Consider the following 26,062-nt stretch of genomic DNA (forward strand, 5'->3'; position numbering starts at 1 on the left):
CGCGTACGGAGTCCGGTCTCAGGAGGCGCGGGCGACGGGCGCCAGCGGCTCGCCCTCCTCGGTGAGGAAGCGGAAGGTGCCGGTGATGGCGTCGAAGAGGTCGTACACCTCGTTCTTCAGCGGCAGGTTGGGGCTGGCGAGGGTGACGACGAGGAAGTCGTCGGCGCGGCCGGGGACCGGCATCATCGTGTGCATCGTCAGCAGTTCCACGTCGATGTCGGCGGTCAGCCGGGTGGTCTCGGTGCCGGTCACCCGGGCCACGGTGCCCACATGGGGCACCTTCGCGGAGGCGATCACCCGGTCCTTGGGCGCTGTCCCGTTCGCGGAGGAGATCCCCAGCTGCGCGGAGAGCACCGGGAGCGTCAGCTCCGAGCCCTCGGGCGTGGTGACGGCGAAGACCATGCCGTAGGCCATGAACAGGTCGTCGCCGTAGAGGGTCGCGGTGCCGGCCGCCAGCAGGGCGCCGTGCCGCCGCGCGGCCCGGCTCACCTCGCGCCCCTGCCGGAACATGTCGTTGATCCGGGCCTTCTCGCGGGGGTCGTCGGTGGTGGCGAGCGCCTTGGCGCGGGTCCTGGACAGCTCCTCCCCGCTGAGGTCGACGGTGTCCCACAGGTCGGGGATGTCGAGCAGGAAACGGTGCGCGGTGCTCACTGGCCACTCTTTCCGTCGTCGAGGTTGGAGGCGGCGTCCTGGTCGGTCTTGTCGAAGGAGTCGAGGATGCTGCCGATGGCGTCCCGGATGCCCTTGACCTGCTTCTGGAGCTGCTTCTTGCCGTCCTCCCACTTGTTCTCGAAGTGCTGCGCCGAGCCGTGGGAGAGCTCGGGGCCGAAGGCCGCGTCGAAGTCGAACGTGTGGTGTCCGATGTCGATGAAGTCGTGGACGAAGTCCAGCATCTGCTGGGCCTCCCGCAGCTCGTTCCCCGGTATGTTGATGTCCTGGGCCATGCCGATCCCCTCGTGCTCGGCCGCTCGCGGCCTCACGGGTCACACGGGCGGGACGGGCCGCGGGGTTCAATCGGCTTCCGGCGCCGCCCCCGAAGAACCCCAAGAACCCGAAGAAGCGGTGAACCGTTTCGCGCGCGGCCTCGTGTACCGGCCGTGACCTCTCTTCACCACTTCTCCGGCGCCGCCCCGCGCGCCCGCGTACGCCGCGCGGCCGTCGCCGGCGTGGTCGCCCTGTGCGGCGTGGCGGCCCTGGCCGGGTGCGGCAAGACCATCACCATCGGCGATGCCTCCGCCCCGGCCGCGTCGGCGCCCGCCGCCCCGCCCGCGAGCCCGCCCGCGGCGCCCCCCGTCGCGTCGCAGCCCGTGGGCAACACCGCGCTCCAGGTCGTCGACCGCACGGCCGCGCAGGCCGGGCTGACCGGCAACGGCGGCACCGTCGTGGGGGCGGCCGTCCAGGAGGCCCCGCCGCGCTGGGTGCAGCTGTCCGCGGTCACCTCGCCGCCGGTGACGGCCCCGCATCTGATCAACATCAACCAGGCCGCGTTGTACCGCTTCGACCCGGACAGCGCCGACCCGTCGCAGTCGCACTGCAACGACGCCTGCGCCGTCCAGTGGCCGGCGGTCACCATCCAGCAGGGCGGCAACGTCTACCTGGCGGGCGTGGACCGCGACCAGGTGGGCGCGATCCGCCGCCAGGACGGCCAGGTGCAGCTGACGGTGGGCGGCATGCCCGTCTACCGCTTCGCGGGGGACACCAAGCCCGGCGACCTCAACGGCCAGGGCGTCGGCGGGACATGGTTCGCCGTCGGGCCGAAGGGCGAGAAGGCCGGGCAGTAACGCCCGCCTCGTATGACAGGGCGGACCTCCGGCGCCGGACGGCTACGGCCGGAGGTCCGCCCGATCCACTACGGCTCGACGACCCACTGCCCCTGGCGCATGACGCCCACCAGGTCGTACGCCTCGTTCAGCACCACCAGGTCCGCGTCCTTGCCGGGCTCCAGCGAGCCGATGCGGTCGTACGCGCCCAGCAGCCGCGCCGGGTTGGCGCTCAGGGCGCGCACGGCGTCGGTGACGGCGATGCCGTCCACGGTGACGGCCCGCTTGAAGGCGGTGTCCAGGGTCAGGGTGGAACCGGCGATGGAGCCGCCCTCGACCAGCCGGGCGACGCCGTCGGTGACGTCGACCTCCATGGGGCCCAGCAGGTAGCGGCCGTCGCCGAAACCGGCCGCGTCCATGGCGTCGGTGATGAAGGCCACCCGGTTGGCGCCCGCGCTGCGGAAGGCCAGTTCGAGGACGGCCGGGTGCAGGTGGACGCCGTCGTTGATCAACTCGACGGTGACCCGCTCGTCCTCCAGCAGTGCGGCGATGGGGCCGGGCTGCCGGTGCAGCAGGGTGGGCATCGCGTTGAACAGGTGCGTGGCGACGGTGGCGCCGGCGTCGATGGCCTCCAAGGTGGCCTCGTAGGCGGCGTCGGTGTGGCCGACGGCGGCGATGACGCCGTGCTCGGCCAGCAGCCGTACGGAGTCGAGCCCGCCCGGCAGTTCGGGCGCCAGCGTCACCATGCGCGCGGCGCCCCGGGCGGCGTCGACGAGCTTGCGGACGTCCGCGGGGTCCGGGTCGCGCAGCAGCGACGGCTTGTGGGCCCCGCAGCGGTGCGGGGAGATGAAGGGCCCCTCGAAGTGGATGCCCGCCAGGTCGCCCTGCTCGACCAGCTCGGACAGCAGCGCGGCCTGCCGGGCGAGGTCGTCCAATTCGCCGGTGACCGTGGAGGCGACCATCGTGGTGGTGCCGTGCCGGCGGTGGGTGCCGACGCCGGTGAGGACGTCCTCCGCGCGGGCGGCCGAGAAGGACGCGCCGCCGCCGCCGTGCACGTGGATGTCCACGAAGCCGGGGACGATCCAGTGCCCGGTCAGATCGCGGGCGGCCCCGGGCCGGCGCGGGTCGTCCGCGACGATCGTGCGGCCTTCGACCGTGATCCGGCCGCCGTCGACGACACCGTCCGGCAGCACGACGCGGGCACCGGTCAGCACGGTTGGTTCCGCAGTCAAGCGGTCACCTCCAGGGAGAGAAGATCCCAGGCCAGCAGCCCTGCGCCCAGGCATCCGGCGGTGTCCCCGAGGGCCGCCGGCACGATGAGGGGGAGTTTCTGGAACGTCAGCCGCTCCTCGACGGCCGCGCGCAGCGGCGCGAAGAGCGTGTCGCCGGCCTCGGCCAGCCCGCCGCCGACGATCAGCGTCTCCGGCGTGAGCAGGGTGATCCCGGTGACCAGGCCGTCCGCGAGGGCGGCGACCACCTCGTCCCACACGGCGACGGCGCGCGGGTCGCCGGCCGCGACGGCGGCGGCGCACTCGGCGGCCTCGGCGCCGAAGGCGCGGGCCACGCCGGAGGCGGAGGCGATGGTCTCCAGGCAGCCGTGCTGGCCGCAGCCGCACGCCGCGCCGCCGGGGCGGACGACGATGTGCCCGAGTTCGGTGGCCTCGACGCGTCCCTCGATGCCGATGGCGCCGGCGATGCCGGTGCCCAGGGCGACGAAGAGGAAGCGCTCGGCGCCGCGCCCGGTGCCGAGCCGGCCCTCGGCCAGGCCTCCGGAGCGCACGTCGTGGCCGAGGGCCACGGGCGTGCCGTCCAGGCGGTGCGAGAGCAGGTCGCGCAGCGGCAGGTCGCGCCAGCCGAGGTTCGCGGAGAACACCGCGACGCCCGCCCGCTCGTCGACCAGCCCCGGCACAGCCACCCCGGCCGCGGCGGCGGGCTCGCCGTAGGTGTCCGCCCCGTACGCCCGCAGGTCCGCGGCGAAGTCCAGCACGGACGCGACGACGGCCTCGGTCCCGCGGTCCCGGCCGGTCGCGCGGCGCGCCTCGTGGAGCAGCGTGCCGTCCGCCGCGACCAGAGCGGCCTTCATGCCGGTGCCGCCCACATCGAGGGCGATGACGTGTCTCACGAAGGACAGTCTCCCGTGAGACAGCGCAAAAGGTCTAGTCCACTCGTCGAAAGAGATCCCGTTCCGCCGCCCGCCAGGTGATTCGGCGGGGCCGCACAAGGGGAAGCCGGTGTGGTGCAGACCTCATATGGCCCTCGCCACGCGGGCTATCGTGACGAGGTGACCCTCACCGACCAGGACCGTGCCGTCCTCGACATCGCCGGCCGCTCGTGGGCGGGCCCCGGCGCGAAGGAACGGGCGATACGGGAGCGGCTCGGGATCTCGCCGACGCGGTTCTACCAGCTCCTGAACGCGCTGCTCGACGACCCCGAGGCACTCGCGCACGCGCCCGTCACCGTCAACCGCCTGCGCCGCATGCGCGACGCCCACCGCACCACCCGGTAGGCGGTGGCGGTGGGCGTGGCGTACGCACTGGCGAGTGAGCCGAAGGGGCGCGGCCGGTGTTGAAAAGGAGAAGGCGCGGAGGTCTCGAGGAACGAGGGACCGAGCACCATCGACTGTCGACACCGGCTGGAGCGCCCCGGAGGCGAACCGAGCCCTGAAAAAGGGGGCAGCTAGTCCAGGGCGCGGCGACCCATCCGGCTGTGGGAGCGGGTGAGCAGGGCCGCGAGCAGCGTCGCCCCCAGCGGCACCAGGACCAGCAGCATGCCGATGGTCGCCCACGGCACCACCACCGGCACCTCGACGTGGGCGACGAGGGCGCCGCGGCCCTGTTCCAGCATCTGCTCTGCGAGGTCCCGCTGCTGCTGCCGGTCGACGTGCCGCAGCGCGACCGCGGGCAGAATGCCGGCCGCCGTCCCCAGCAGTACGCCCATCGCCGCGACGACCCCGCACTGGAAGCCGGAGATCGTGCGCCGCACCCGGCCCGGGGCTCCGATGGCGGCCAGGGTCCTGAGGTCCGCCTCGGCGTCGGCCTGGGCCAGCCCCGTCGCGACACCGGCGGCGCCGATCGTCACCAGGCCCGCGAAGAGGGTCAGCGCCACCAGGACGACGCCGTACCTGCCGGTGTAGCCGTGCTCCAGGTAGACGTCGGACCGGACGCCCAGTTTGGCGATGTCCTGGGCCAGCGCCTGCTGTTCGGCGTCGGTGGGCATGCGCGTGGTGGTGAAGAGCGAGCCCAGCGGCAGCGTGCGCAGCCCGGCGGAGGCGGCGGCCCGCTCCGGTACGACGGCCCGCACCCCGTACGCGCGGGCGGTGCTCAGCCGCACCGGCAGCTTCTTCACCGTGCTCGTCTCCTGCTTCGACATGTCCGGGGTCACCCGGAGCCGCAGGGAGCCGTGGTCGGCGTACGTGCGGTCGAACAGCACCGTCGTCCCGCCGGCCAGCGCCTCCCGCGCGGCGGGGTCGTGGATCCCGAGGGCATCCAGCACCTGCGGTCCGCCGACCAGGACGCTGCCCTCCGCCCAGATCGCCGGCGTGGTGCCGTCCTGCACGCACCGCCAGTCCGTCGCGAAGGCCCGCAACTGTGCCGGGGTGAACGTCCCGGAGGAGCCTTCGGCGTCGGGCGGGCACACGTTGGCGTCGGGCTGCACCGGCATGACGTCGCCGCAGCCGGGCTGCGCGCTGAAGGGGTCGCAGATCCGCGTCCCGGTCACCAGCCGTGACACATCCGCCTGCCGGCCGACCGGGATGCGCTGGTGCACGCTCTGCCGCATCGCCTCGATGCCCCGGCCCCCTTCCGAGGGGAGGGCGACCGCGAGCACACCGCGCGGCGCCCTGGCGACGTACGCGTCCCGGTTCTGCTGTTCCTGGCTGGCCGCGTACGTGGCGACGGCGACCGTGCCCGCCACGGCCGCCAGCACCGCGGCCACCGCGGGCGCGGTGCGGCCGCGGTGGCGCACGGCGTCCCGCAGCGCCAGCCGTGGGGCGAACGGCAGCCACCGGCCGAACCGGCCGAAGCCCGCGACGAGCAGCGGGGTGAGGGCGACCAGGCCCAGTTCGGCGAGCGCGGAACCGCCGGCCACCACGTAGGTGTCGGTGGTGCGTGCCGATCCGTAGACCGCGATCAGTGCGCCCAGGCAGAGCGCCATGAGACCCGCCAAGGGCAGCAGCCGTCCGGCCTTTCGTGCGACGCGCCGGCCGGTGAGCGAGGCGAGCACGCTCTGCCGTGAGGCGGTGAACGCGGGCACGGCAGCGGCGAGCAGCCCGGTGACCACCGCGAGCGCCCCGATGCCCAGCAACTCGGCGGGCCGCAGGGTGAATCCGCCGAACCGGCTGCCGGTGTAGTCCTCGATCGCCGGGCGCAGCAGCAGCGTCAGCACGATGCCGGTCAGTGTGCCGACGACCGCGGCCGCGCCGCCGATGACGAGGCCGCCGGAGAGCACGATCGCCCGGATGTGCCGGCGGTCGCCTCCGTTGGCGCCGACCAGCCCGAGTTGGCGCCGCGAACGCCGTGCGCCGACCGCGAACGCGGGGCCCGCCAGCAGGCAGACCTCCAGCAGCGCCATGCCCGCGACGGTCGCCCCGGCGGTCAGCGCGGCGCGGTCCTGGGGCACGGCGGACTTGCCGGAGTCCGGCAGCCCGTAGAACGGCACCTGGGAGTCGGCGGGCGGATCGAGCGTCACCGTCCGCGAATGGACCAGCACCCCGGCGGTGTTGGCGCGCCGCACCATGTCCCAGGTGAAACCGCCGTCCACCGCGACCAGGTACGACGGCGCGGGTGCGGCCATGTCCGAGCCGGCCGCCTTGCGGGCGGCGACGTACCGGCCGATGAACGCGCCGGGACGGAAGTCCAGTTGGGCGGTGCCGAGCGTGCTCGGCAGGTCGTAGGCGCCGACGACGCGGTAGGCGTGGTCCAGTCCCTGGGCCCGGACCTCGGACCCGACGTGCAGTCCGCTGCGCGCCAGGAACGCGTTGGTGGCGGTCACCTCGTCGGGCGAGGCGGCGAAGCGCCCGCGGGTCAGGTCCATGATCCCGGCGGCGAGGGGGTCGGCCCCGTCCAGTTCCCTGACCTCGGTGCCCATGATGCCGGACGTGGTGATCATGTCGGCGTAGAAGACCGTGTCGGGGACGGTCCTGGCACCCGCGGGCGCCGTCGTCCTGGGGTCGACGCCGGGCGGCAGAGCCGTCTCGCCGGGACCGCCGGGCTTCTCCGGCCCCGGTACCTGCTGTCGCGCGGGCGCGTAGCTGTCGCCCTGCGGCGTCTGGAAGATCGCCGTGCGTCCCAGGCCGGCGTCCTCCAGGCGGGCGTCGGCCGCCCCGATGTCGCGGGTGACGGTCTGCTGCGGGGTCAGCCGGGAGCTGCGGATGGTGACGTCGGCGGCGCTGACCCCGACGACCGGTACGGCGATCATGGCCAGCACCATCAGGCTGCGGCCCTTGGCGCGCCAGGCGTCCCGGCGGGCGATCCGGACCGCGACCCGCCAACTGCGGAACGGGGAGGTCACTGGGCCGTCCCCCCGGTCAGCAGCGGGTCCGCGGACGGCCGCAGGGTGATGTCCACCACCGAGCCGTCGCGCACGGAGACCACCCGGTCCGCCCAGGAGGCGAACCGCGCCTCGTGGGTGACCAGCACACAGGCCGCGCCCGCGTCGCACCGGTTCCGCAGCAGCGCGAGCACCGCCTCGCCGGTCTCCGAGTCCAGGGCGCCGGTGGGCTCGTCGGCGAGGACCAGCCGCCGGTCGCCGACCAGGGCACGGGCGACGGCGACCCGCTGCTGCTGGCCGCCGGACATCTCGTCGGGGAAGCGGTCGGCGAGCTGCTCCAGGCCCATCTCCGCCAGTAGCGCGATGGCCTCGCGGCGGGCCGTGCGGCTGCCGGTGCCGTCCAGTTCACGGGGGAGGGCGACGTTCTCGGCGGCGGTGAGCGCGGGGATCAGGTTGTAGTCCTGGAAGACGTAGCCGATGCTGCGGCGGCGCAGTGCCGCCACCTGCTTGCGGCTCGCCGCCGTCAGGTCGGTGCCCTCGACCACCACGCGTCCGGACGTCGGCGCGTCCAGCCCGCCCGCGAGGGTCAGCAGCGAGGACTTGCCCGATCCCGACGGACCCATGACGGCGACGAGTTCGCCCGGGTACACGGCCAGGTCGATACCGCGCAGCGCGTGCACCTCGGTGGCCCCGGACCCGTGCACCCGGGTCAGCCCATCCAGGAGCAGCACAGGTGCGGGCCGCCCCGGCGGCGTGGGCGGTGTGTTCAGGCTGGACATGAGCGGTCTCTTCCCCGGCGGTGACAGATCGGTTCACCTTCCGACCGCCATGCGATGATCACTGGCTCACTGTGTCCCGAAACGGCAACAGCTCCCACCGGCGAACCGCCCGCCGCAGGCGCGGCGGCGCCGCACGCGGCGACGATGCCCGGCCCAGTGCGTCCGGCGACTTGTCCGGGTCGACGGGCGAGCGGGTGGGGGGACAGCCCGCCGCAGGCGCAGCCGGCCCGCGCACGGCAACGGCGGCCGGCCCCCGCGCACAGGTGAAGCCCCGAAGGGCGATGCTTCCGTACGCCCGCCATGCCCCCCGCCCCCCTCGGTAGGGTCGGTGGCATGACCCTCAGGGACCCCAGGGACGAACTGCCCGAGCCGACGACGCCCGAGGGCGGGGACGGCCTGACCGCACTGCTCGCGGACCCCCGCAGGGCCGTCGTGGCGCTGGACTTCGACGGGACGCTGGCCCCGATCGTGCCGGACCCGGACAGCGCGCGGGCGCATCCGGAGGCCGCCCGGGTGCTGGCGCGCCTGGCGCCGCTCATCGGCTCGGTGGTGGTCGTGACGGGCCGTCCCGCGGGGGTGGCCGTGCGGTACGGCGGTTTCGCGGGGGTGCCGGGTCTGGAGCGGATGGTGGTGCTGGGCCACTACGGCGCCGAGCGGTGGGACGCGCGGTCCGGCGAGGTGCGGGCGCCGGGCGCGCACCCGGGGGTGGACGCGCTGCGTGCGGAGCTGCCCGGGGTGCTGGACGGGATCGGCGCGTGGCACGGCACCTGGGTGGAGGACAAGGGCCGCGCCGTGGCGGTGCACACGCGCCGTACGGAGGATCCGCAGGCCGCGTTCGCGGCGCTGCGGGGCCCGTTGGGGGAGCTGGCGGAGCGGCACGGGCTGATCGTGGAGCCGGGCCGGATGGTGCTGGAGCTGCGGCCGCCGGGGATGGACAAGGGTGTGGCGCTGGGCGACTTCCTGCGTGAGGTGGGGGCGGGCCCGGTGCTGTACGCGGGTGACGACCTGGGCGATCTGGCGGCGTTCGGCGCGGTGGAGAAGCGCCGCGCGGACGGCCTGCCGGGTGTGCTGGTGTGCAGCGGCAGCGCGGAGGTGGCGGAGCTGGCCGCCCGCGCGGATCTGGTGGTGGACGGGCCGGAGGGCGTGGTGCGTCTGCTGGACGCCCTCGCGGCCGTCCTGGAGGGTCAGGAGAGCCAGGACCGCGTGAGCGACTGAACGGCCGAGCCGTCGAGGTCGGCGAGCTTGGCGCCGACGAAGGCGCGGGCGGCCTCGGAGGTCTGGACGCGGAACGGCGGGTTGTCGGCGCCGAGGGTGTCGACGACGGGTGCGGCGGCGTCCTCGACGCCCTGCGCGGCGTGGAAGGCCTGCGTGGTGCGGTCGAGGTAGTGCGTCACGGCGTCGGCGTACGGTCCGGCCGCGGCGACGTACGCGGGGATGTCGATGCCGACGTTGGCGACGAACTCGCTGGCCACGGCGCCGGGTTCGATGACGCTGACGGAGACGCCGACGGCGGCGGCGACCGGCGCGAGCGCTTCCATGAAGCCCTCGACCGCGAACTTGGCGGCGCAGTACGCCTCGTTGAAGGGCTGGCCGACGACGCCGCCGACGCTGGTGACGGTGATGAGGCGGCCGCCGGACTCCCGCAGGTGCGGCATGGCGGCCTTGGTGACCTCGACGACGCCGAAGAAGTTGACCTCCATCGTGGCGCGCACGTCCGCGACGGTGCCCAGTTCGATGGTGTTGAGGTGCCCGGCGCCGGCGTTGTTGACGACCGCGTCCAGCCGCCCGAACTCGACGACGACATCCTCGACGCACGCGGCGATCAGCAGGGGGTCGGTGACGTCCAGCCGCTTGAGGTGGACGCGCTCGGCGACACCGGCCTTCTCCGCGGCCTCGCGGAGCGCGTCGGCCTTGCCGAGGTCGCGCATGGTGGCGACGACGGTCCAGCCGGCGCGGGCGGCGCCGACGGCGACGGCCAGGCCGATGCCGGTGGAGGTGCCGGTGATGAGGACGGTGCCGGGGGAGGTGGCGTGGGCAGGCATGGGGATTCCGTTCGGTCGTCGTGCGCGGGGCATTCTGTGCGTGTACACACACCCTAACCATTGTGTGCGTGTACACGCAACCCCGACCCGCCCTGCCCGGTAAGGTGTCCTCATGGCGCGCAACGACATCACCCTGGGGGAACTCTCCGACCGCGACCGTGCCTTCTACGGCCTGATGTGGGCCGGCACCACCCTCACCGGCCGCGTCGACCAGGCGCTGCTGCGCGCCCACGACCTGCCGATGTCCTGGTTCGAGGTCATGCTGTGGCTGCGCCGCCGGAGCGAGCCGGTGGCCGCCTCCGACCTGGGGGCGCGCACACTGCTCAGCCGCAGCCAGGTCTCGCGGGTCATGGACGCCCTCCAGGCGCGCGGCCTGATCGTCCGCGTGCCCTCGCCGACCGACGCCCGCTCCACGGGGGTGCTGCTGACCGAGGCCGGCCGCGCGGCCTTCGACGAGGCCGACGCCACCCGCCGCGCCGCGCTGGCGGACGGATTCGACGACCGTCTGGACGAGGCCGACATACAGGCGCTCAACGCCATCTGGGCCAAGCTCAAGGGGAAGCCCTCAGGCCCGGCCGCCTGACCTCCCGGCGCCGCCGCCGTCGGCGTCCGCGTCGTGCACGATCAGCGCGATCTGCACACGGTTGTTGAGGCCGAGCTTGCCCAGGACGCGGGAGACATGGGTCTTGACCGTGGGCACGCTCATGTGGAGCGCCGCCGCGATCTCCGCGTTCGACCGGCCCTCCCCGATGGCGAGGGCCACCTCACGCTCCCGCCCGCCCAGCGAGGCGAGTTGGCGGCGCGCCCGCGCCCCCGCGCTCCGCGTCTGCGCCGCTCCGCCCGCGACCTGCGCGATCAACTGCCGTGTCACCGCGGGCGACAGCACCGGCTCCCCGGCGGCCACCTTCCGTACCGCCTCGACGATCTCGCGCGGCGGGGTGTCCTTGAGGACGAAGCCCGCCGCCCCGGCGCGCAGCGCGCGCAGCACGTGCTCGTCGGTGTGGAACGTGGTCAGGACGACGACCTCCGGCGCACCGGGCCGGGACCGCAGCTCCTCCGTGGCGGCCAGGCCGTCCACCGACGGCATGCGGATGTCCATCAGGACCACGTCGGGGGCGTGCGCCTCGACCAGCGCGGAGACCCCCGCCCCGTCGCCGGCCTCGGCCACGACCTCGATGTCCGGGGCCCCGCCCAGCATCAGGCGCAGGCCGGCACGGACGAGGGGGTCGTCGTCGACGAGCATCAGGCGCAGCACGGTCACGCCGCCCACCGTAGCCAGTCGGCCCGTCGCGGCGTTCGCGGTGTTCACGGGATTCACGGGGTTCAAGCCGCCCACGGCAGCCAGGCGCGGACGCGGAAGCCGCCGCGCACCGGGCCGTGTTCGAGCCGGCCGCCCGCGAGGGCGGCACGTTCGGTGAGACCGGTCAGTCCCTGTCCGGCGCCGGGGATGCCCGCGGCCCGCGGCGCGGCGGGGGCCGCGTCCGGCACCGGGTTGCTGACCTCGACCGTCAGCCCGCGCGCCGGACCGCCGCTGAGCCGGACCGTCACCTCCGTGCCGGGCGCGTGCTTGCGGGCGTTGGTCAGCCCCTCCTGCACGATGCGGTAGGCGGTACGCCCCGTGGCGGCCCCGCCCTCCCCCGCCGCGCAGTCCGTCTCCAGCGCGATGCGCATGCCGGCCTCCCGTGCCTCCGCCACCAGCCGGGGCACGTCGGCGAGGGTCGGCTGCGGGCGCACGCCCGCGCCCCCGCCGGTCGTGCCGCCCGTCCCGCCCGGTTCGCGCAGGACGCCGATGATCCCGCGCAGGTCCTCCAGCGCCTGGTGCGCGGCGTCGCGGATCACGCCCGCGGCCCGTTCGATCTCGGCGGGCGGGGCTCCCGGGTGGAACTCCAGCGCCCCCGCGTGGACGCTGAGCAGCGTCAGCCGGTGCGCCAGGACGTCGTGCATCTCGCGGGCGATCTCCTCGCGGGCCTCCCGCCGTCCCCGTTCCGCGTGGGAGGCGAGCAACTGCCGGCGGGAGCGCACGTACAGCCCCCAGCCGATCGCCCCGGCCATGATGGCGAAGAAGGTGAGCGCGGAGCCGGTCTCCGGCAGGTCGGGGTCGGGCCCGCGGGCGAGGAACACCGGCAGCGGCGCGAAGGCGAGTGCCGCGATCCATGCCGTGCTCCGCAGCGGGCGGTGCGCCGCCACGGTGAAGACGGCCACCGCCGTCGGCCCGCCCACCAGGTGCGCGAACCATCCGGTCACCAGCAGTGTCGCCGCCAATTGCACCGGCCACCGCCGCCGCAGGAACAGCGCGGCGCAGGCGGCCGCGCTCACCGCCTGCTCGGCGATCCCGGTCCCGGCGCCCGTCCCGCCCGCGGACAGCACGGAGAAGGCCGCGGCGCCGAGGAAGACCGCGATGTCGGCGCCGATGCCCCTCGGCATGCGTCTGGGTATGCCTCGCATGTCCCCGAATCTACGGACCGCGGACGCCGCCACCACAGGCCGCGTCCGAAGTCGGGACCTTCGGACGACACGCGGGGGCCGATCGGCTACTTAGGACGACAGCCCGGCCCCGGCGCCGCTTCCTAGCCTTCGGGCATGAAGGGTCTTCGCGGGTTCATTGGATTCCTCGGCTTCGTCCTGCTCTCCCAGGGCCTCGGCGGCATCGCCTACGAGCTCACCGACGGCAGGTTCCATCTGTGGGCGCTCACCGCGCGGATCGGTTTCCTCGACGGCTACCGGATGTACGTGTGTGTCGTGCTGGTCGCATTGGGCCTGGCGGTGTGCGTGGCGGCAGACTCGGTGGGCAAGGCGAAGAAGTAGTCCGCCCGTTTGTGGCCCACCGAAGGAGCCGGTCCTGAGCACGTCGTACGCGGAGGCGCTGTCCGCCCTGCTGCTGGTGGTGGTGCTGGTCTGCGCCGTGGCGCGCCCCTGGGGCCTGCCCGAGGCGGTGGTCGCCGTCCCGGCAGCGGGGGTCGTGATCGCGTCCGGGGCGATCTCCCTCGACCACGCCGGGGAGGAGGCCGCCCGGCTGGGGCCGGTGATCGGCTTCCTGGCGGCCGTGCTGGTGCTGGCCCAACTCTGCGACGACGAGGGGCTGTTCCGTGCCTGCGGGGCGTGGATGGCACGGACGGCGGCGGGCCGTCCGCGCCGGCTGCTGGCCCAGGTGTTCGTCGTGGCCTCGGTGATCACCGCGGTGCTGAGCCTGGACGCGACCGTGGTGCTGCTCACCCCCGTGGTCTTCGCGACCGCCGCGCGGCTCGGGGCGCGGGCCAAGCCGCACGTGTACGCGTGCACGCACCTGTCCAACACGGCGTCGCTGCTGCTGCCCGTCTCCAACCTCACCAATCTGCTGGCCTTCGCCTCCAGCGGGCTGTCCTTCGCCCGCTTCGCGGCGCTGATGACGCTGCCGTGGCTGGTGGCGATCGGCGTGGAGTACGTGGTGCTGCGGCGCTGGTTCGCCGCCGACCTGGACGCCTCGGCCGGGGTCCGGGCGGCCGGGGACGCGCCGGAGGTGCCGCTGTTCGCGCTGGTGACGGTGGTGTGCACCCTCGCCGGGTTCGTCGTCACCTCCGCGTTCGGGCTGAACCCGGCGTGGGCGGCGCTGGCCGGCGCGCTGGTGCTGGCGGTGCGCGCGCTGCTGCGGCGGCGCACCACGGTCCGCGCGATCGGCCGGTCGGCGGCCGTCCCCTTCCTGGCGTTCGTGCTCGCGCTCGGCGTGGTGGTCCGCGCGGTCGTCGACAACGGGCTGGCCTCCGTGCTCGCGCACGTCGTCCCCGACGGCACGGGCCTGCTCGCGCTGCTCGGGCTCGCGGCCCTGGCGGCGGTGCTGGCCAACGTCATCAACAACCTGCCCGCGGTGCTCGTGCTGCTGCCGCTGGCGGCGCCGGGCGGCCCGGGCGCGGTGCTCGCCGTCCTGCTCGGGGTCAACATCGGCCCCAACCTGACCTACGCGGGGTCGCTGGCCACCCTGCTGTGGCGGCGGATCGTCCACGCGCACGACGCGGCGGTGAACCTGCGGGAGTTCACGCTTCTCGGGCTGCTCGTCGTGCCCGCTGCGCTGGTGCTGTCGGTGGTGGCACTGTGGGTGTCACTGCCGGTCTTCGGAGGCTGAGCCGGAAAGGGGACTGCGGTGACCGTCGTCGTCTGGACCGTCGAGGGGACCTGGCCCGCGTGTGTGGACGCCGCGCGCGCCCACGCGCCGGAGGGCGCCGACATCGTGCTGCTCCACGTCAGCGGGCAGGACGTGCCGGACGCGGCCCACGGCGCGTTCGCGGGCCTGCTGGGCCGCGGGCACCCGCGCCCGCACGGCCCGGCGCACGGCTGGGGTCGCGATCCGGGGACCCGCATGGAGGAGCAGGCGACCGTCTCGGGACGGGAGTTGCTCGCGGCGGCGGCCGACCGGCTGGGCCGGCCGTGCGTCCGGCGCGAGCTGACCGGCCGGGTCGAACGGGAGGTGGTGGCGGCGGCGGAGGGCGCCGACCTCCTGGTCCTCGCCCGCGACGGAGACCGCAGCCATCTAGGCCCGCACAGCCTGGGCCCCGCCGCGCGCTTCGTCGTGGACCACGCGCCCTGCCCGGTCCTCCTGGTCTGGCCCGAACCCGCCCCCGACCTCGGCACGATCCCGCCCCCGCCTCCGCACGCCTAAGGTGCTGCTGTGGGAAGCAGGCGCAGGGTCCGCCGCATGGTGGCGGGCGGAACGGTGTACGGCTGGTGCTTCGGGCACCGGCACGACCAGGTGCGGGGGTACCCCGGGTGCCGCAGCACGGTGACGCTGTGGCGCGCCGGGAGCAGGGCCCGTCTGCGTCTGGTGTTCCGGCCGGGGCCCGGCCGGGTGGTCGCCGAGGGCTACTTCGACCAGGGCGCGGCGGTTCGGCTGCCGGACCGGGCGCATCTCAACCTCCACGAGCCCGGCCGTGTCAGGGCGCTGCTGGACGAGGCCCTGGCCCGCGGGCTGTTCCCCGCCGCGGGAATGGTGGAAGCGGACGGCTGGCCCCTCTTCGACGCCGTGATGCCGCACGTTCTGCCGGGCGGCCGTGAGGACCAGCCGTCTGCCGCATTGTCCTAGCGGCCCGACCGCGTCCACCGCGGGGACGAACTGGGGGAACGGCGGGTCCCGCCCTCGGGCGCCCGGTGCCAAGGTGACGACCAGCCCTGGCCGGCGGGCCGGGCCCGAGCGGAGACGTCGATCAGGGAGCGCCCGGTGATGCGGCCCGGGCGTCGTCGGCGCCGGTCAGGTCGGGCAGCCCGCCTTCGGCCAGCCACTCCAGGAACGACGTGCGCCTGTGGTGCTTGACCGCGTCCTCCAGGGCCGCTCGCCCCGTGGCGGCCTTCGTCGTCGTGCCGAAGATCTCGGCCGCCTCGGCGAGCATCCGATCGTCGACGTCGACGTCGACAACGGGCCTGACCATGTCCACTTCCGCTGCAGCGGTCGGGCGTTGCCGACGGTACCGGGCCTCCCGGGCACGCGCCCGCGTCCGCGCCCCGCGCGGATATTCCCGGGTTGCGGCAGCCTGACGACATCGACGTCTCCTCGTCACTCCGCGCTCATCGAGCGCTCGGCTGCCGGCCGCTATCTGACGAGTGCCGGAAACCTTGGGAGAAGTCTCGATCGGCGTTCGTCATCTGACGTCTGCCCAGCTAGGGGACCTGCTGAGTAGCGTCGATGGGGCTTGAAACCATCCAATCGGGAAGGCCCCCCTCATGTGCACTCATGGTGACCATTCGACCCAGGAGCCGGCCGGCAACAGCCGGCGCGGTTTTCTGCGCAACGCGGCGCTGGCCGGCGCGGGCGCCGCGGCCGTCGGCGTCGGCGGGGCCGCGTTCGGCGTGACGCCCGCGTCCGCCGCGGAGGCCGGGAACGCCGAGGACGCCGCCCGGCACGGTGGCAAGAGCGGCAAGTGGAACCCGGACCCGACGTCGCTCCAGTTCACCCTCGCGGTCATGCCGGACACCCAGTTCCTGTACTGGGGCAGCCAGGACAGCGTGAACCGGACTCCGCAGGAGGAGTCGTTCCGCTACATCATCAACAACAGCGGCAACCCCGACAACAACATCGTGTTCATGGCGCACCTCGGCGACATGACGCAGGACGCGGACCCGTCGTCCTTCGAGCAGGTCGACAAGGCGTTCGCGGTGCTGGACCAGCACGGCGCCGCGTACAGCGTGCTCGCCGGCAACCACGACGTGTCGGGCGACGACAGCCGCGGTGACACGCCGTACCTGCAGACCATGGGCCCGCAGCGGTTCCGGCACTCCAAGACCTTCGCCTCGGCGGACGAGACCGGCTACAACACCGCGCACATCTTCCAGGCCGCCGGCCGCTCGTGGCTGCTGCTGGCGCTGGACTGGCGGACCACCGACCAGGGTTACGCGTGGGCCAACAAGGTCATCAAGGCGCACCCGAAGATGCCGGTGATCGTCACGTCGCACGACATCGTCGCCTCTCCGTACGATGACAACGTTTTCCCGTACGAGTCCGGCGACCCCGAGAACAACGCCGTGATCGTGGGCAACGGTCAGGTGATGTGGGACAAGCTGATCAAGGAGAACGACCAGGTCTTCCTGACCCTGAACGGCCACTACTGGCCGCCCGGGCGCATGACCCAGAAGAACGCCGCCGGCAACGACGTGCACATGCACATCACGAACTACCAGAACCGGTACTTCGGCGGCGGCGGCATGATCCGCCTGTACCACTTCGACCTGGTCCGCAACACGATCGACGTCGAGACGATCAACCCGTGGATCATGGCCCAGGAGCCGGAGACCCGCACCCAGCTGGCCGCCGAGATCGCCCAGGTCACCGGCCCGGTCGACAACTTCTCCATGCCGATCGACTTCGACGAGCGCTTCGCGAGCTTCAACCCGGTCCCGGTCCGGCCCGCCCGCCCGGCGAGCAAGGAGCTGGTGAAGGGCACGCTGGCGTACTGGCGCTTCGACGGGCAGGGCGCGCCCGGCACCGCGCTCACCGCGGGCCAGACGATCCGCGACCTGTCCGGCAAGGGCAACGACCTGACGGTGGTGTCCCTGCCGGGTGCCGCCGCCGACGCGCTGACCTGGTCCGCCGACCACCACCCCGACCAGCCCGCGCACGCCAGCCTGAAGTTCACCGGCGGCCGCAACCCGGTCAACGGCTCGTACCTGACCACGGGTCCGAAGGCGCCGCTGAACACCGAGACGTTCAGGAGCGGTTACACGATCGAGTCGTTCGTGATGATGCCGCTGGACTGGGACTCCGGCCGGAACGGCAACGCGTCGTTCCTCAGCCGCCGGGGTGCGTCCGGCGCGGCGGGCAAGCACGGCAAGAACACCGACCCGAACGAGCCGCTGGCCCAGTTCAACATCACGAACAACGGCCGTGAGCCGCAGTTCAACCACTACCCGCTGAACACCACCTACCCGACGACCAACTGGGGTCACGGCCTGGTGGAGCTCAAGTGGTGGCACCTGGCGGTCGTCAACGACGGCCGCTACACCCGCCTGTACGTCGACGGCGCCCCCGTCGTCGACAACCCGAACCGGGTCTCGCAGGGCATCACCTCGCTCGGCCTGCCCTGGCTGGTGGGCGGCCACGAGTACGCGGGCGCGGTCGACGTCGTCTTCCACGGCAACGTCGGTGACATCCGCATAGTGAACCGTCCGCTGTCGCACGACGAGTTCCTGACCGCCGAGTAGTCCGGCCGGGCCGGTCACCGTCTCCCGCCTTCGGCCCGTCCGCCGGAGGCAGGAGACGGGGTCGGTTCACCGTCAGTGAGGGTGGTCCGCCGGTCAACCGGCGGACCACCCTTCACGATGGACTGCTGAACGTTTTTCGGCGATCAGTTTCGCGAGACTTCCTTGCCGTAGATGACGCCGTTCGTTCCGCCGCGGATCAGTATGTAGATCGCGGTCGATATGGCGTAGAGCACTGGCGCCGAGAAGGAATGCCATTGTTGCGGGTCGTTGTTCCAGTTGCCCCATGCCCCCACATCGCCGCTGTATCGTGCGCGAGTCATGATGCTACCGTCCGTGTAGGCACTTCCGTGCGTCAGCGAGGTAATCATCATTTGATTTCCGGCCGCCGTGAGGACCGGCCTGCTCCGCGAGCGAAGGGGAGTTGGGACCTGGGTTCCGGCGAAGTTGGTGATGCTGGGCGAGCTGGGCGAACTGAACCCGGTCTGTGCGTTGTTCGACCAGTTCAGCACAAGATTGCTGCTGCCAAGCGTACCGTCGATCGTCCAAATGTTGCTGTTGCTGTTGCTCGCGCCGCGGTAGGCAACGGTGACCCTGCCACCGGTCTCGGTGATCGTCGGAGTGGCAGACGTCGTGACGAAACCACCGTTCGGGTTCGTGATCGCACGCGGCTGCGTCCAGTTGGTGGCGAGAGTGGCAATCGCTCCGTCGGGATTGACGCTGTACCAAATGCGGTTGTCCATGCCTCGCCAGACGACGGCGAAGTCGTACCTCAGGAATGTCGCCGAAGGCGCCTGGGTAGTAGCTGCCATCCCGCCCGGGAAACGCTGCACGAGCGTTGTGCGACTATTGTCTGCGTTTCGGCCTTCGATCCACAGATCGCTGTTCTGCTCCCAGGCCACGATGGTGGTCTGGGCGGCCCCATTGTTTGCCGCGGCGGGTGTGTCGTCCGTGACCGCGTAGTTCTGATCGAAAGCGCCCCAATTGGTTTCCCCCGGGTAAGTACCTCCCGCGGCGGAAGCAACTGCCACGTTCACCATCAGAACTCGACAACGCGATCCCCAGGACAACGACGGCACCTCGCCATGGGCGAGTACGTCGCCAATCAATGCCAGACATGGTTCTCCAGGTGTTGGATGTGCGCGCACATCTCTGAGTGCGAGACCGATTCCGGCGCAAAAAACCAACGACAAAACTCTGTTGCCTCACCCCATTTTGCAACCAGAATCGTGCGTTCCGCATGCTGGTCCGGAATCACCGGGAGCCCAAAAGTTTTCACTAAATGAAAGGATCGCGTCCGCAGGGGCGTTGTATCGACGGCCACTCCGAAGTCTGCACGGTTTTCGGTGCCATTCCCGATCGTGGAAGGAGCGCTTGAGGCGGTTGAACAGGTCCCTCCGGCGAAGCCGGCAGCGGACGCGCTGGACGAGCTGCTGGTCGGGCAGTTGATCGACCAGGTTCTGTCCGGCCGATCTTGGGTCGTGGGAGGATGCCGCCCATGACGTACATCCGAAGGGGCCGTGCCTCGTAACACACCGGCTTCACTTCGGCCGCGGGAACGCGGCTGGAGTAGGCCCTGGGTGCGGTACCGCGATGTCCCAGGTCTGTCGGGAGCGGCGAATGCGGCTGTCCGCGTGCTCGAACGGGAGCGATTGTCTCCGGGCATCGTGACGGTGGCGCTGAGCGTGTGGTCGGTGAGAGTCCACGGCACGAGGCGCCGGTGGAGACCATGGGAGGCGGAGTTCACCTGCCTCTGCTGCGGTGAGGGTTGGGCGCGGGACAAGTTGCAAGATGCCCTGTTCATGCTTCCGTCAAGGGCTGCCGGCGAACTTCGGGTTCAGGTCGAGCGCCTGGACGCGGTGCTCCTCGGGCGAACGCACCACGAGCCGACAGGGGACCCGGAGTTGGCGTGGTGGCATCGCAGGTGCTGACCGTACGAATATCGCGTCTTGGCTCGTTGGCTCTTGTGCGACTTACTGGGCGTCGTGCGGAGCGAGCACCCCCAGATGGTGCCTATCGTGCAAGCGCCGGCGACTGCCGGTCCCCAGCCCACGTGAAGCCAGAAATCCCCCGCCCTTCAGCTTCAGGGCGGGGAGGACGTCACAGGGCGAAGAGCCGCAGTTTGACCCCGATGGAGTCGGCCAGGTGGCTGAGATCCCCGGGATCGCTGGTGACCACTGCCGCCTGGTACTGGACCGCCGTGGCGACGACGATCGCGTCCACGACGTCGGCGGTCCCGGAGGCCGCGCAGGCGATGCCGGCGGCGCGGCCGGTGCGCTCGTCGTCAGGGCGGATGTCGCACCCCTTGAGCACGCGCGAGATCTGGTGCTGGGGACCGCCACGCCATGCTTGAGCGAGGACCACTACCGGCACGATCGGTCGGATGCGCGCTGCGGTGAGCTCGTCGTGCAGCGCCAGGAAGTCGGCACTGTGCCGCTCGGCCGCCAGCAGGGCGCCGGTGTCGTAGACGATCGTGCGCACTACCCGGCCGCCCGCCACGGTTCGTCGTCGAGCAGTCCAGTTTCCAGCAGGAATTCGCGGGCGCGCTGCCGGGACTCCTCGGGGAGTGTGCCGTGATCGCGCTCGTACTCCGCGACCAGTTCCAGGGCGGCGGCACGGCCCGCCGCGTGGAGCGCCGCGACGTGTGCCTTTTCCACAGCGGCCTCGGCCAGCCAAGTGGAGACCGGCTTGCCCTCTTCCGCGGCCGCCGCCTTGATCGTCTCCTCGACCTCCGGCGGTACCGAGATCGACAGTTTCCGTGCCGTCATGGTTACACCATAGCGCGCGGTAGGAATGCCTTCCCACCGTTTCTCGGGCCCGGCTCCGGCCGCGTCCCCACAGCCGGCTGCGGGCGGGGCAGGCATCATCGACCTCACGCGCCTCATGGCGAGGCCGTTCGGGCCACTGGAGCCGGAACGGCGAGCGCCAGTGCGGCGCGCACCCGGTTCGCGCCGGACGGCCCGAAGGGGCCGGGCGCGGGGACGGCGCCGGTGCAGGGCGCGCACACCCCGGTGGCTTGCCCTCGCGGCAACGGGTCGCCGCAGCCCGCGCATTCGGGCAGCGGCTCGGCCGGGGCCGCCGGATCGAGGCGGGTGCGCGGGGCGGGGAGCTTGTCGCGCAGGCGGCGGGCGATGAAGCCGGCGGGGGAGTGCACGGCGGACGGCAGTCCGGCGCTGACGGCCGTGCGCAGTTCGAGTTCGCTCGCGCCGTTGGCCAGCCAGCGCGCGGCCAGCGGCGCCAGCCTGGCGGCTTCGGCGATGCCGAGGGCGAGCCGGGCCTCCGTCCGCCCGACCCGGTGCAGCACGGCCGCCGCGCGGGCGACCAGCGGCGCGTCGGGGTGGGGGGTGTTCACCTCTTCGGTGTTCTTTTCCCTGGGTGATGCGCCGACGGCCCGTTCGGCCGGTGCGCCGACGGTCGGCATCCGGTCACCCGGTGGGGCGAAGGCGGCCTCGATCTCCTCCGGGGCCAGCAACGCGACATTGGACACCAGCACTCGGGTCGTCCATCGGCCCGTGTGCGGACACTGGTTGCGCCGGGTGTGGACGTAGCCCTCGGCTTCGAGTTGCTGCCGGGCCCGGCGCAGCGCGATGCGTCCTTCGGGCATCTTCTCGCCGATGGTCTGGAGGGTCTCGCGCGATCCGTCGGGCAGCGAGAGCGCCCACTGGAGCAGTCGTACGGCCGTTCCGTTCAGCCGCGGATGGCGGATGAGGTCGTTCGGCGTCTGGGAGAAGAAACGGGTCGGCGGGATAGCATGAAGCATCATTTACGGGGCTCCTTTGACAAGCCTCGGGGATGTAGGCCCCCGGCCGGTGTTGGCGCACCGCTGGGGGCCGCTCCGTGCGCAAGCACGAAGCGTGATCGGGCGGTTACTCTACCCGCACGGCGGCGGTGTGCGCGACGACCGCCCGGCCGTCCACCCGGACACGGGCCCCGGCGTGTTCTTCGCATCTGCCTCGATCGCCCGACGCCGCACGCAAGCGCAGCCCCGGACGCGGAGCACGACGGCTGGAGGGGACCGCGCCGACAATGCTCGTGGTCCCTACATCTAGGCTGTCGCCGAGGTCCGCGGCAGTGCGTGATCGCCTCGCACGCACCTCGTCGTCGGCGACAACGCAACGCATGGGGGGATCGGCGTGGGACGTCGTTGGGTGAAGGTGCTGGCCGTCACGGTGGTGGTGCTGGCCGCACTGTTCGTGACCGCCGACCGGGTGGCCGTGCACTACGCGGACAAGGAGGCGCTCCAGCTCGCGAAGGAGAAGTACGGCTACGCGAACACCACGGACGGCCACATGAGCGTGGCGATCCAGGGCTTCCCGTTCGTGACGCAGGCGCTCGACGGCGACTTCCGCCATGTCACGCTGGACGCCGACCACTTCTACGTCGACACCGTCGACAACCGGCAGGGCGGCTATCTGTACGTCGCCCGGCTGCGCATCGATCTGCGCGACGTGAGCGTGACCTCGGTGACGGCGCGCAGCGCCCAGGCCAATCTCGCCACCGGCACCCTGACCCTCTCGTACAAGGACCTGTCCGGTGTGGTGTCACGGCTGGCGAGGGCCGGTGGCACGATCAAGATCTCGCAGGCCCCGGGATCGGACGGCCAGGCGGCACGCGTCCAGGTCTCGGGAACGGTCGGCGGAGCACCGCTGAGCAGCACGGGAACGCTCCTGGCGCAGGGCTCGGAGCTCACCCTCTCCGTTCCCGGTGCCGAACGCGCCGGTTGCGAGTGGAGGGTCGCCCTCCCGGAGGGCATCGGCTTCAGCGCGGCGCGTGCCACCGCCGACGGCATCGAGATCAGCCTGGTCGGGCACCAAGTGACGCTCGGTTCCTCGCGTTTCGACGGGTGACGTCACTCCACCGGTACGGCGGCGGCGAACGCGACGAACGCCGACCACTGCTCGGCCGGGAACACCAGCACGGGCCCCGCGGGGTCCTTGGAGTCCCGGACGTGGACGGCGGCCGGACCGGTGGCGACCTCGACGCAGTCGCCGCCCTCACTGCCGCTGTAGCTGCTCTTGAACCATGCGAGTTCGGAGGTCATAGCTCCCCTGCAATCTGCTCGATCACCTTCGCGGATTCCCCGACGCTGAGGGCCTGCGACCGGATCATCGCATAGCGCTGGTTGAGCTTGCTGACCTCATTCCGCTCGCTCATCAGAACGCCGCGGCCCTGGACTTCGAGATAGGCGAGCAGCCGCAGATCGGTGGTCTCCAGCAGGGTCATGGGCCCGTCGAAACCGGCGTGCGCCTCGTGCGCGAGCGGCATCACCTGGACGGTGACGTTCCGCAGCGAGGCCACCTCCAGCAGCCGTTCCAGCTGCCGCCGGTTGACCTTCCGGCCGCCCACCGGGCGGCGCAGCACCCACTCCTCGATGACAAAGGCGAGCTGCGGCGCCGGGGCCCGGGTCAGCAGCGACTGCCGGGCCAGCCGGGCCTGCACCCGCCGTTCCACCTCGTCCCCTTCGAGGGTGGGGCAGTAGGCGCCGAGCACCACCCGGGCGTAGTCCTCGGTCTGGAGCAGGCCGTTGACCACGTGCGCGTCGTATTTGTACAGGCAGACCGCGGTGCGCTCCAGCTCCGCGTACTCCTCGAACCACGAGGGGAACTCACCGCGCTCCAGATGCCGCGCCGCCGCCCGCAGCACCCCGCCCGCGTCGCCGAGCAGCGCCTCGGCGCCCTCCACGAACGCCGGCGGCGGCATCCGCTCCCCCCGCTCCACCTTGATCACCAGCGACTTCGAGTAGCCGACGTGCGCGGCCAGTTCCTCGGTCGACAGCCCCCGCGCCTCCCGCAGCGACCGCGCGACCGAGCCGAACATCCGCATGCTGGCCGAGCCCTCGCCCTTCGTCGCGGACACGGCACCACCTCCCCGATACACAGCGCGTACACACCGGCCCGGCCGCCCCGACACAGCTGACCCGGGGTCAGGTCGTCCCTGGTCAGGCTAGCCACGGCACGGAACCGTTGACCCCATGACGCAGGAATCCCCACCCGGAACGGCGATGCGCGTCGTCGCCGAGCCCGCCCGCATCGCCGCCGTGCGCACCGCCGTGCGCGAACAGCTCCGCGCCTGGGGCCGCGAGGACCTCGCGAACGCCGCCGCGCTGTGCGTCACCGAGATACTCGCCAACGTCCACCGCCACGCGGGCTCCCCCGAATGCGAACTGACCCTGCACGACCTCGCCGACGAGGGAGTGCGGGCCACGGTCAGCGACCGCTCGCACCGGCTGCCCGTCCCCGCCCCGCTGCCGCTCGACTGGTCGGCCGAACGCGGGCGCGGCATGCACCTGATCGCGACGGCCGCCCACCGCTGGGGCGCCCGCCCGACCCCCACCGGCAAGCAGGTCTGGGTGGTGCTGCGGTGAGGCCCGCCACCTGGGCCTGGCTCGACGACACCGCCTTCGGGCCGGTGGCCTTCCTGCTGCTGGCCCACCCGCGCGGGCACGGCGCGGCCGGGCTCGCCGCGCTGCTCGGCCTGACCGAACCGGGGCGGCGCCTGCCCGACCTGGGCGAACGCGTCACCGTGCCCGGCCCCGGCCGGGCGGTCGTGCACGGCGAAGCGGGCGGCTGCCTGCTCGAAGCCGCCGTCGGGGAGCGGTGGTCCGCGTTCGTGGCGGACGGCGGCCCGGTCGCCCTCGTCGTCGGCCTCGAACCGCTTGCCCGCCGCGCCCCGCTCGCGGAGGTGGAGCACTACCTCGCCACCGGAGCGCTGACCGCCCGCATCCGGCTGGGCATCAGCCGGCGGCGGGCGGCCGCTCAGCCGTGCACAGGGGGCTGACCGGCCCGGTCGGCGATCCCCACCTCGATCACCGCGGTCCGCGTCGTCCCCAGGAACGCCAGCGAGGACGGGTCGAAGACCCACGTCGTGTCGCGCCGCGACCCGAAGAACGTCAGGCCCACCCCGCGGCGGCCCGCGCCGTCCGCCGTGTGGTTCACGACCACCATGCCGGGCAGCAGGGAGGCGGCCCGGTACAGCGCGGAGTTCAGGCTGGGGACGAGGAGGGAGTCCGGCAGCATCGCGCCGATCGACTCGAAGACCGCCTCCTCATGGGTCGGCCCCTGGCCCGTGGTCCGCGCGTACAGCGCGCGCAGCAGCGCGGCCGGATCGGTGGGCAGGGCCGTGAGCTCGCGGTAGGTGGTGCCGTTCGGGTCGGCGTCCAGGCTCATGTCGATGTGGCCGGTGGCACCGCCGTCCGCGGGGATCGCGCGGATACGGGCCAGGCCCTTGCGGCGGCCGTCCACGGCGTGCCAGTCCTCGCGTTGGGCGAGGGTGTCGCCGGCCGGCAGGAAGTCGGCGAAGTACCGCTTGGCGCCCCGGACTTCGGTGTAGACGTACTGGTCGTCGCGGACCGCGGCGGCCGGGCGCGAGTCCGCCGCCAGCGCGATCCGGGCGAGCAGCACCTCGGCCCGGTGCCGCTGGGCCGCGCTGACGGCGGGGCCGTCGTCGAGGATCCCGCCGGCCTCGACGCCGGCCAGGACGGCGAGCGCCAGTGCCGCGGGGACACCCGTCGTGAGCAGCCGGTGCCGTATCCGGGAGCGCAGCGGCCGCGGAGCCGGCTTCGCGTCCCGGGCGATCTCGCGCAGCAGGTGCTCCTTGAGCACCCGCTCGCGGGCCGGCGGGAGGACCGGGTCGCCCGGCGGGGGCAGCAGTTCCACCAGTTCGGCGTGCTCGTTCACCGGGGCTCCCTCCCGACCTGCTTCTCCGGCGCCGGACGCCGCCCCGCGGCGGCCCGGCCCCGCGCCAGCTCGTCCTCCGTCAGCTTCCGCAGCCGCTCCCGGGCCCGGAACAGCCGCGAGCGGACCGTGCCGACCTTGATGCCCAGCGCCTCGGCCGCCGCCACAGAGTCCAGCCCCGCCCACACGCACAGCGCGAACACCTCGCGTTCCGGCCGCCGCAACTGCTCCAGCGCCCGGCGGGCGGCACCGAGCTGTTCGGCGTCCGCGAGCCGGTCCGCGAGCTCGTCCGCGAAGTCCGGCACCGCGTCGCGCAGCGGCAGCCGCGCCAGCGCGCCCTGATGACGCCGGGCGGCACGGGCCGTGTTGCGCATGACGTTCGTCGCGATGCCCAGCAGCCACGGCTGGAGGCTGTCACCGTCCACGCGCACCCGCTCGCGCGTCCGCCACGCCTCCAGGAACGTCAGCGACACGATGTCCTCGGCCGTCGCCCAGTTGCCCAGCACCCGCACGGCGTGCCGGTGCACCACGCCCGCGTGGTCGTCGAAGAGCTGCGCGAACGCGGCCGGGTCCCCGGCCCGCACCCGGGCTCGCAGTGAAAGCTCCACGTCAGTTCCTGTCCGGCCGCCGCCCCGCGTCGCGGTGACGTGTGTCACCCAGGAGAA

30 protein-coding genes are annotated in these 26,062 nt (G+C 72.9%); 12 read left to right on the forward strand and 18 right to left on the reverse strand.

The genetic code is table 11. From position 1 onward, the window contains the following. Positions 1 to 18 precede the first annotated feature (18 nt). Both ABZ883_RS03775 and ABZ883_RS03780 read right to left on the reverse strand, forming a co-directional pair. Positions 19 to 651 (reverse strand): hypothetical protein, encoded by a 633-nt coding sequence (locus tag ABZ883_RS03775; RefSeq protein WP_360900901.1) that lies wholly within the window; start codon positions 649 to 651, stop codon positions 19 to 21. Next, positions 648 to 944 (reverse strand): hypothetical protein, encoded by a 297-nt coding sequence (locus ABZ883_RS03780; RefSeq protein WP_360900904.1) that lies wholly within the window; start codon positions 942 to 944, stop codon positions 648 to 650. The genes ABZ883_RS03775 and ABZ883_RS03780 overlap by 4 nt, the downstream gene beginning before the upstream one ends. Before the next feature lie 153 nt (positions 945 to 1,097). On the opposite strand from ABZ883_RS03780, the gene ABZ883_RS03785 reads away from it, so the two are divergent. Continuing rightward, positions 1,098 to 1,781 carry a hypothetical protein gene (locus ABZ883_RS03785; protein WP_360900907.1) on the forward strand — a complete coding sequence of 228 codons (684 nt, stop codon included), beginning with the start codon at positions 1,098 to 1,100 and terminating at the stop codon, positions 1,779 to 1,781. A 68-nt stretch (positions 1,782 to 1,849) separates the two neighbouring features. Here the strand turns inward: ABZ883_RS03785 and nagA are convergent, their stop codons facing one another. Then, positions 1,850 to 2,992 carry an N-acetylglucosamine-6-phosphate deacetylase gene (gene nagA, locus ABZ883_RS03790; protein WP_360900910.1) on the reverse strand — a complete coding sequence of 381 codons (1,143 nt, stop codon included), beginning with the start codon at positions 2,990 to 2,992 and terminating at the stop codon, positions 1,850 to 1,852. After that, positions 2,989 to 3,882 (reverse strand): ROK family protein, encoded by an 894-nt coding sequence (locus tag ABZ883_RS03795; RefSeq protein ID WP_360900912.1) that lies wholly within the window; start codon positions 3,880 to 3,882, stop codon positions 2,989 to 2,991. Before ABZ883_RS03795 ends, nagA begins: the two co-directional genes overlap by 4 nt. A gap of 159 nt (positions 3,883 to 4,041) precedes the next feature. On the opposite strand from ABZ883_RS03795, the gene ABZ883_RS03800 reads away from it, so the two are divergent. Next, positions 4,042 to 4,266, forward strand: a complete 225-nt coding sequence (locus tag ABZ883_RS03800; protein ID WP_360900915.1) for a DUF3263 domain-containing protein — start codon at positions 4,042 to 4,044, stop codon at positions 4,264 to 4,266. A 170-nt stretch (positions 4,267 to 4,436) separates the two neighbouring features. On the opposite strand, the gene ABZ883_RS03805 is transcribed toward ABZ883_RS03800, so the two are convergent. Beyond that, complete coding sequence (locus ABZ883_RS03805; RefSeq protein WP_360900918.1) at positions 4,437 to 7,268, reverse strand: ABC transporter permease; 2,832 nt, start codon at positions 7,266 to 7,268, stop codon at positions 4,437 to 4,439. Then, the gene (locus tag ABZ883_RS03810; protein WP_360900921.1) at positions 7,265 to 8,026 is read right to left on the reverse strand and encodes an ABC transporter ATP-binding protein; all 762 of its coding nucleotides are present in this window, start codon (positions 8,024 to 8,026) and stop codon (positions 7,265 to 7,267) included. The genes ABZ883_RS03805 and ABZ883_RS03810 overlap by 4 nt, the downstream gene beginning before the upstream one ends. A gap of 333 nt (positions 8,027 to 8,359) precedes the next feature. On the opposite strand from ABZ883_RS03810, the gene otsB reads away from it, so the two are divergent. After that, a complete protein-coding gene (otsB, locus tag ABZ883_RS03815) occupies positions 8,360 to 9,241 on the forward strand; it encodes a trehalose-phosphatase (protein WP_360900924.1) in 882 nt (293 codons plus the stop codon). Here the strand turns inward: otsB and ABZ883_RS03820 are convergent. Next, the gene (locus tag ABZ883_RS03820) at positions 9,211 to 10,068 is read right to left on the reverse strand and encodes an SDR family NAD(P)-dependent oxidoreductase (protein ID WP_360900926.1); all 858 of its coding nucleotides are present in this window, start codon (positions 10,066 to 10,068) and stop codon (positions 9,211 to 9,213) included. The two genes, otsB and ABZ883_RS03820, sit on opposite strands and share 31 nt — an antisense overlap. 112 nt (positions 10,069 to 10,180) lie before the next feature. Between ABZ883_RS03820 and ABZ883_RS03825 the strand changes: the two genes are divergently transcribed. Further along, positions 10,181 to 10,651 (forward strand): MarR family winged helix-turn-helix transcriptional regulator, encoded by a 471-nt coding sequence (locus ABZ883_RS03825; RefSeq protein ID WP_360900929.1) that lies wholly within the window; start codon positions 10,181 to 10,183, stop codon positions 10,649 to 10,651. Here ABZ883_RS03825 and ABZ883_RS03830 read toward each other — a convergent pair. Together ABZ883_RS03830 and ABZ883_RS03835 are read right to left on the reverse strand one after the other, a co-directional pair. Further along, positions 10,634 to 11,311: a response regulator transcription factor gene (locus ABZ883_RS03830; RefSeq protein ID WP_360901636.1), complete on the reverse strand. Its 678-nt coding sequence runs from the start codon at positions 11,309 to 11,311 to the stop codon at positions 10,634 to 10,636. The two genes, ABZ883_RS03825 and ABZ883_RS03830, sit on opposite strands and share 18 nt — an antisense overlap. An 80-nt stretch (positions 11,312 to 11,391) precedes the next feature. Next, on the reverse strand, positions 11,392 to 12,513 hold the full coding sequence (locus tag ABZ883_RS03835; protein WP_360900932.1) for a histidine kinase: 1,122 nt from the start codon (positions 12,511 to 12,513) through the stop codon (positions 11,392 to 11,394). 135 nt (positions 12,514 to 12,648) lie between these two features. On the opposite strand from ABZ883_RS03835, the gene ABZ883_RS03840 reads away from it, so the two are divergent. From ABZ883_RS03840 to ABZ883_RS03855, 4 genes are read left to right on the forward strand one after another with little or no spacing between them, the layout of a single operon-like run. Further along, positions 12,649 to 12,873 (forward strand): hypothetical protein, encoded by a 225-nt coding sequence (locus ABZ883_RS03840; protein ID WP_360900935.1) that lies wholly within the window; start codon positions 12,649 to 12,651, stop codon positions 12,871 to 12,873. A 34-nt stretch (positions 12,874 to 12,907) separates the two neighbouring features. Continuing rightward, complete coding sequence (locus tag ABZ883_RS03845; protein ID WP_360901639.1) at positions 12,908 to 14,164, forward strand: SLC13 family permease; 1,257 nt, start codon at positions 12,908 to 12,910, stop codon at positions 14,162 to 14,164. Positions 14,165 to 14,182: 18 nt separating this feature from the next. Then, positions 14,183 to 14,698, forward strand: coding sequence for a universal stress protein (locus tag ABZ883_RS03850; RefSeq protein ID WP_360900938.1), 516 nt, complete (start codon positions 14,183 to 14,185; stop codon positions 14,696 to 14,698). A 9-nt stretch (positions 14,699 to 14,707) separates the two neighbouring features. Beyond that, positions 14,708 to 15,118 carry a hypothetical protein gene (locus ABZ883_RS03855; RefSeq protein ID WP_360900941.1) on the forward strand — a complete coding sequence of 137 codons (411 nt, stop codon included), beginning with the start codon at positions 14,708 to 14,710 and terminating at the stop codon, positions 15,116 to 15,118. A gap of 121 nt (positions 15,119 to 15,239) precedes the next feature. On the opposite strand, the gene ABZ883_RS03860 is transcribed toward ABZ883_RS03855, so the two are convergent. Then, positions 15,240 to 15,461, reverse strand: a complete 222-nt coding sequence (locus ABZ883_RS03860; RefSeq protein WP_360900944.1) for a type II toxin-antitoxin system VapB family antitoxin — start codon at positions 15,459 to 15,461, stop codon at positions 15,240 to 15,242. A gap of 292 nt (positions 15,462 to 15,753) precedes the next feature. Here ABZ883_RS03860 and ABZ883_RS03865 point away from each other — a divergent pair, with 292 nt between their 5' ends. Beyond that, positions 15,754 to 17,727: a LamG-like jellyroll fold domain-containing protein gene (locus ABZ883_RS03865; protein WP_360900947.1), complete on the forward strand. Its 1,974-nt coding sequence runs from the start codon at positions 15,754 to 15,756 to the stop codon at positions 17,725 to 17,727. Positions 17,728 to 17,870: 143 nt separating this feature from the next. On the opposite strand, the gene ABZ883_RS03870 is transcribed toward ABZ883_RS03865, so the two are convergent. From ABZ883_RS03870 to ABZ883_RS03885, 4 genes are all read right to left on the reverse strand, one after another. Beyond that, positions 17,871 to 18,755 carry a hypothetical protein gene (locus ABZ883_RS03870; RefSeq protein ID WP_360900950.1) on the reverse strand — a complete coding sequence of 295 codons (885 nt, stop codon included), beginning with the start codon at positions 18,753 to 18,755 and terminating at the stop codon, positions 17,871 to 17,873. Between the two features lie 1,069 nt (positions 18,756 to 19,824). Beyond that, positions 19,825 to 20,205 carry a hypothetical protein gene (locus ABZ883_RS03875; RefSeq protein ID WP_360900953.1) on the reverse strand — a complete coding sequence of 127 codons (381 nt, stop codon included), beginning with the start codon at positions 20,203 to 20,205 and terminating at the stop codon, positions 19,825 to 19,827. Beyond that, positions 20,205 to 20,492 carry a hypothetical protein gene (locus ABZ883_RS03880; protein WP_360900956.1) on the reverse strand — a complete coding sequence of 96 codons (288 nt, stop codon included), beginning with the start codon at positions 20,490 to 20,492 and terminating at the stop codon, positions 20,205 to 20,207. The genes ABZ883_RS03875 and ABZ883_RS03880 overlap by 1 nt, the downstream gene beginning before the upstream one ends. A 113-nt stretch (positions 20,493 to 20,605) precedes the next feature. Further along, the gene (locus tag ABZ883_RS03885; protein WP_360900959.1) at positions 20,606 to 21,487 is read right to left on the reverse strand and encodes a hypothetical protein; all 882 of its coding nucleotides are present in this window, start codon (positions 21,485 to 21,487) and stop codon (positions 20,606 to 20,608) included. Between the two features lie 370 nt (positions 21,488 to 21,857). Between ABZ883_RS03885 and ABZ883_RS03890 the strand changes: the two genes are divergently transcribed. After that, the gene (locus ABZ883_RS03890) at positions 21,858 to 22,571 is read left to right on the forward strand and encodes a DUF2993 domain-containing protein (RefSeq protein WP_360900962.1); all 714 of its coding nucleotides are present in this window, start codon (positions 21,858 to 21,860) and stop codon (positions 22,569 to 22,571) included. 2 nt (positions 22,572 to 22,573) lie between these two features. Here ABZ883_RS03890 and ABZ883_RS03895 read toward each other — a convergent pair whose 3' ends face one another. Both ABZ883_RS03895 and ABZ883_RS03900 read right to left on the reverse strand, forming a co-directional pair. After that, complete coding sequence (locus ABZ883_RS03895) at positions 22,574 to 22,765, reverse strand: DUF397 domain-containing protein (protein WP_360900965.1); 192 nt, start codon at positions 22,763 to 22,765, stop codon at positions 22,574 to 22,576. Next, entirely contained in the window at positions 22,762 to 23,580 is an 819-nt protein-coding gene (locus ABZ883_RS03900; protein WP_360900968.1) for a helix-turn-helix transcriptional regulator, read from the reverse strand. Before ABZ883_RS03900 ends, ABZ883_RS03895 begins: the two co-directional genes overlap by 4 nt. Positions 23,581 to 23,695: 115 nt before the next feature. Between ABZ883_RS03900 and ABZ883_RS03905 the strand changes: the two genes are divergently transcribed. Both ABZ883_RS03905 and ABZ883_RS03910 read left to right on the forward strand, forming a co-directional pair. Next, complete coding sequence (locus ABZ883_RS03905; RefSeq protein WP_360900971.1) at positions 23,696 to 24,088, forward strand: ATP-binding protein; 393 nt, start codon at positions 23,696 to 23,698, stop codon at positions 24,086 to 24,088. Next, entirely contained in the window at positions 24,085 to 24,501 is a 417-nt protein-coding gene (locus tag ABZ883_RS03910; protein WP_360900974.1) for a hypothetical protein, read from the forward strand. The genes ABZ883_RS03905 and ABZ883_RS03910 overlap by 4 nt, the downstream gene beginning before the upstream one ends. Here ABZ883_RS03910 and ABZ883_RS03915 read toward each other — a convergent pair. Both ABZ883_RS03915 and ABZ883_RS03920 read right to left on the reverse strand, forming a co-directional pair. Continuing rightward, positions 24,480 to 25,400, reverse strand: coding sequence for a CU044_5270 family protein (locus ABZ883_RS03915; protein WP_360900977.1), 921 nt, complete (start codon positions 25,398 to 25,400; stop codon positions 24,480 to 24,482). The genes ABZ883_RS03910 and ABZ883_RS03915 overlap by 22 nt on opposite strands. Beyond that, the gene (locus ABZ883_RS03920; protein ID WP_360900980.1) at positions 25,397 to 26,005 is read right to left on the reverse strand and encodes an RNA polymerase sigma factor; all 609 of its coding nucleotides are present in this window, start codon (positions 26,003 to 26,005) and stop codon (positions 25,397 to 25,399) included. Before ABZ883_RS03920 ends, ABZ883_RS03915 begins: the two co-directional genes overlap by 4 nt. Positions 26,006 to 26,062 lie beyond the last annotated feature (57 nt).

The sequence above is a fragment of the Streptomyces sp. NPDC046977 genome, assembly GCF_040644455.1.
Classification (GTDB): Bacteria; Actinomycetota; Actinomycetes; order Streptomycetales; family Streptomycetaceae; genus Actinacidiphila.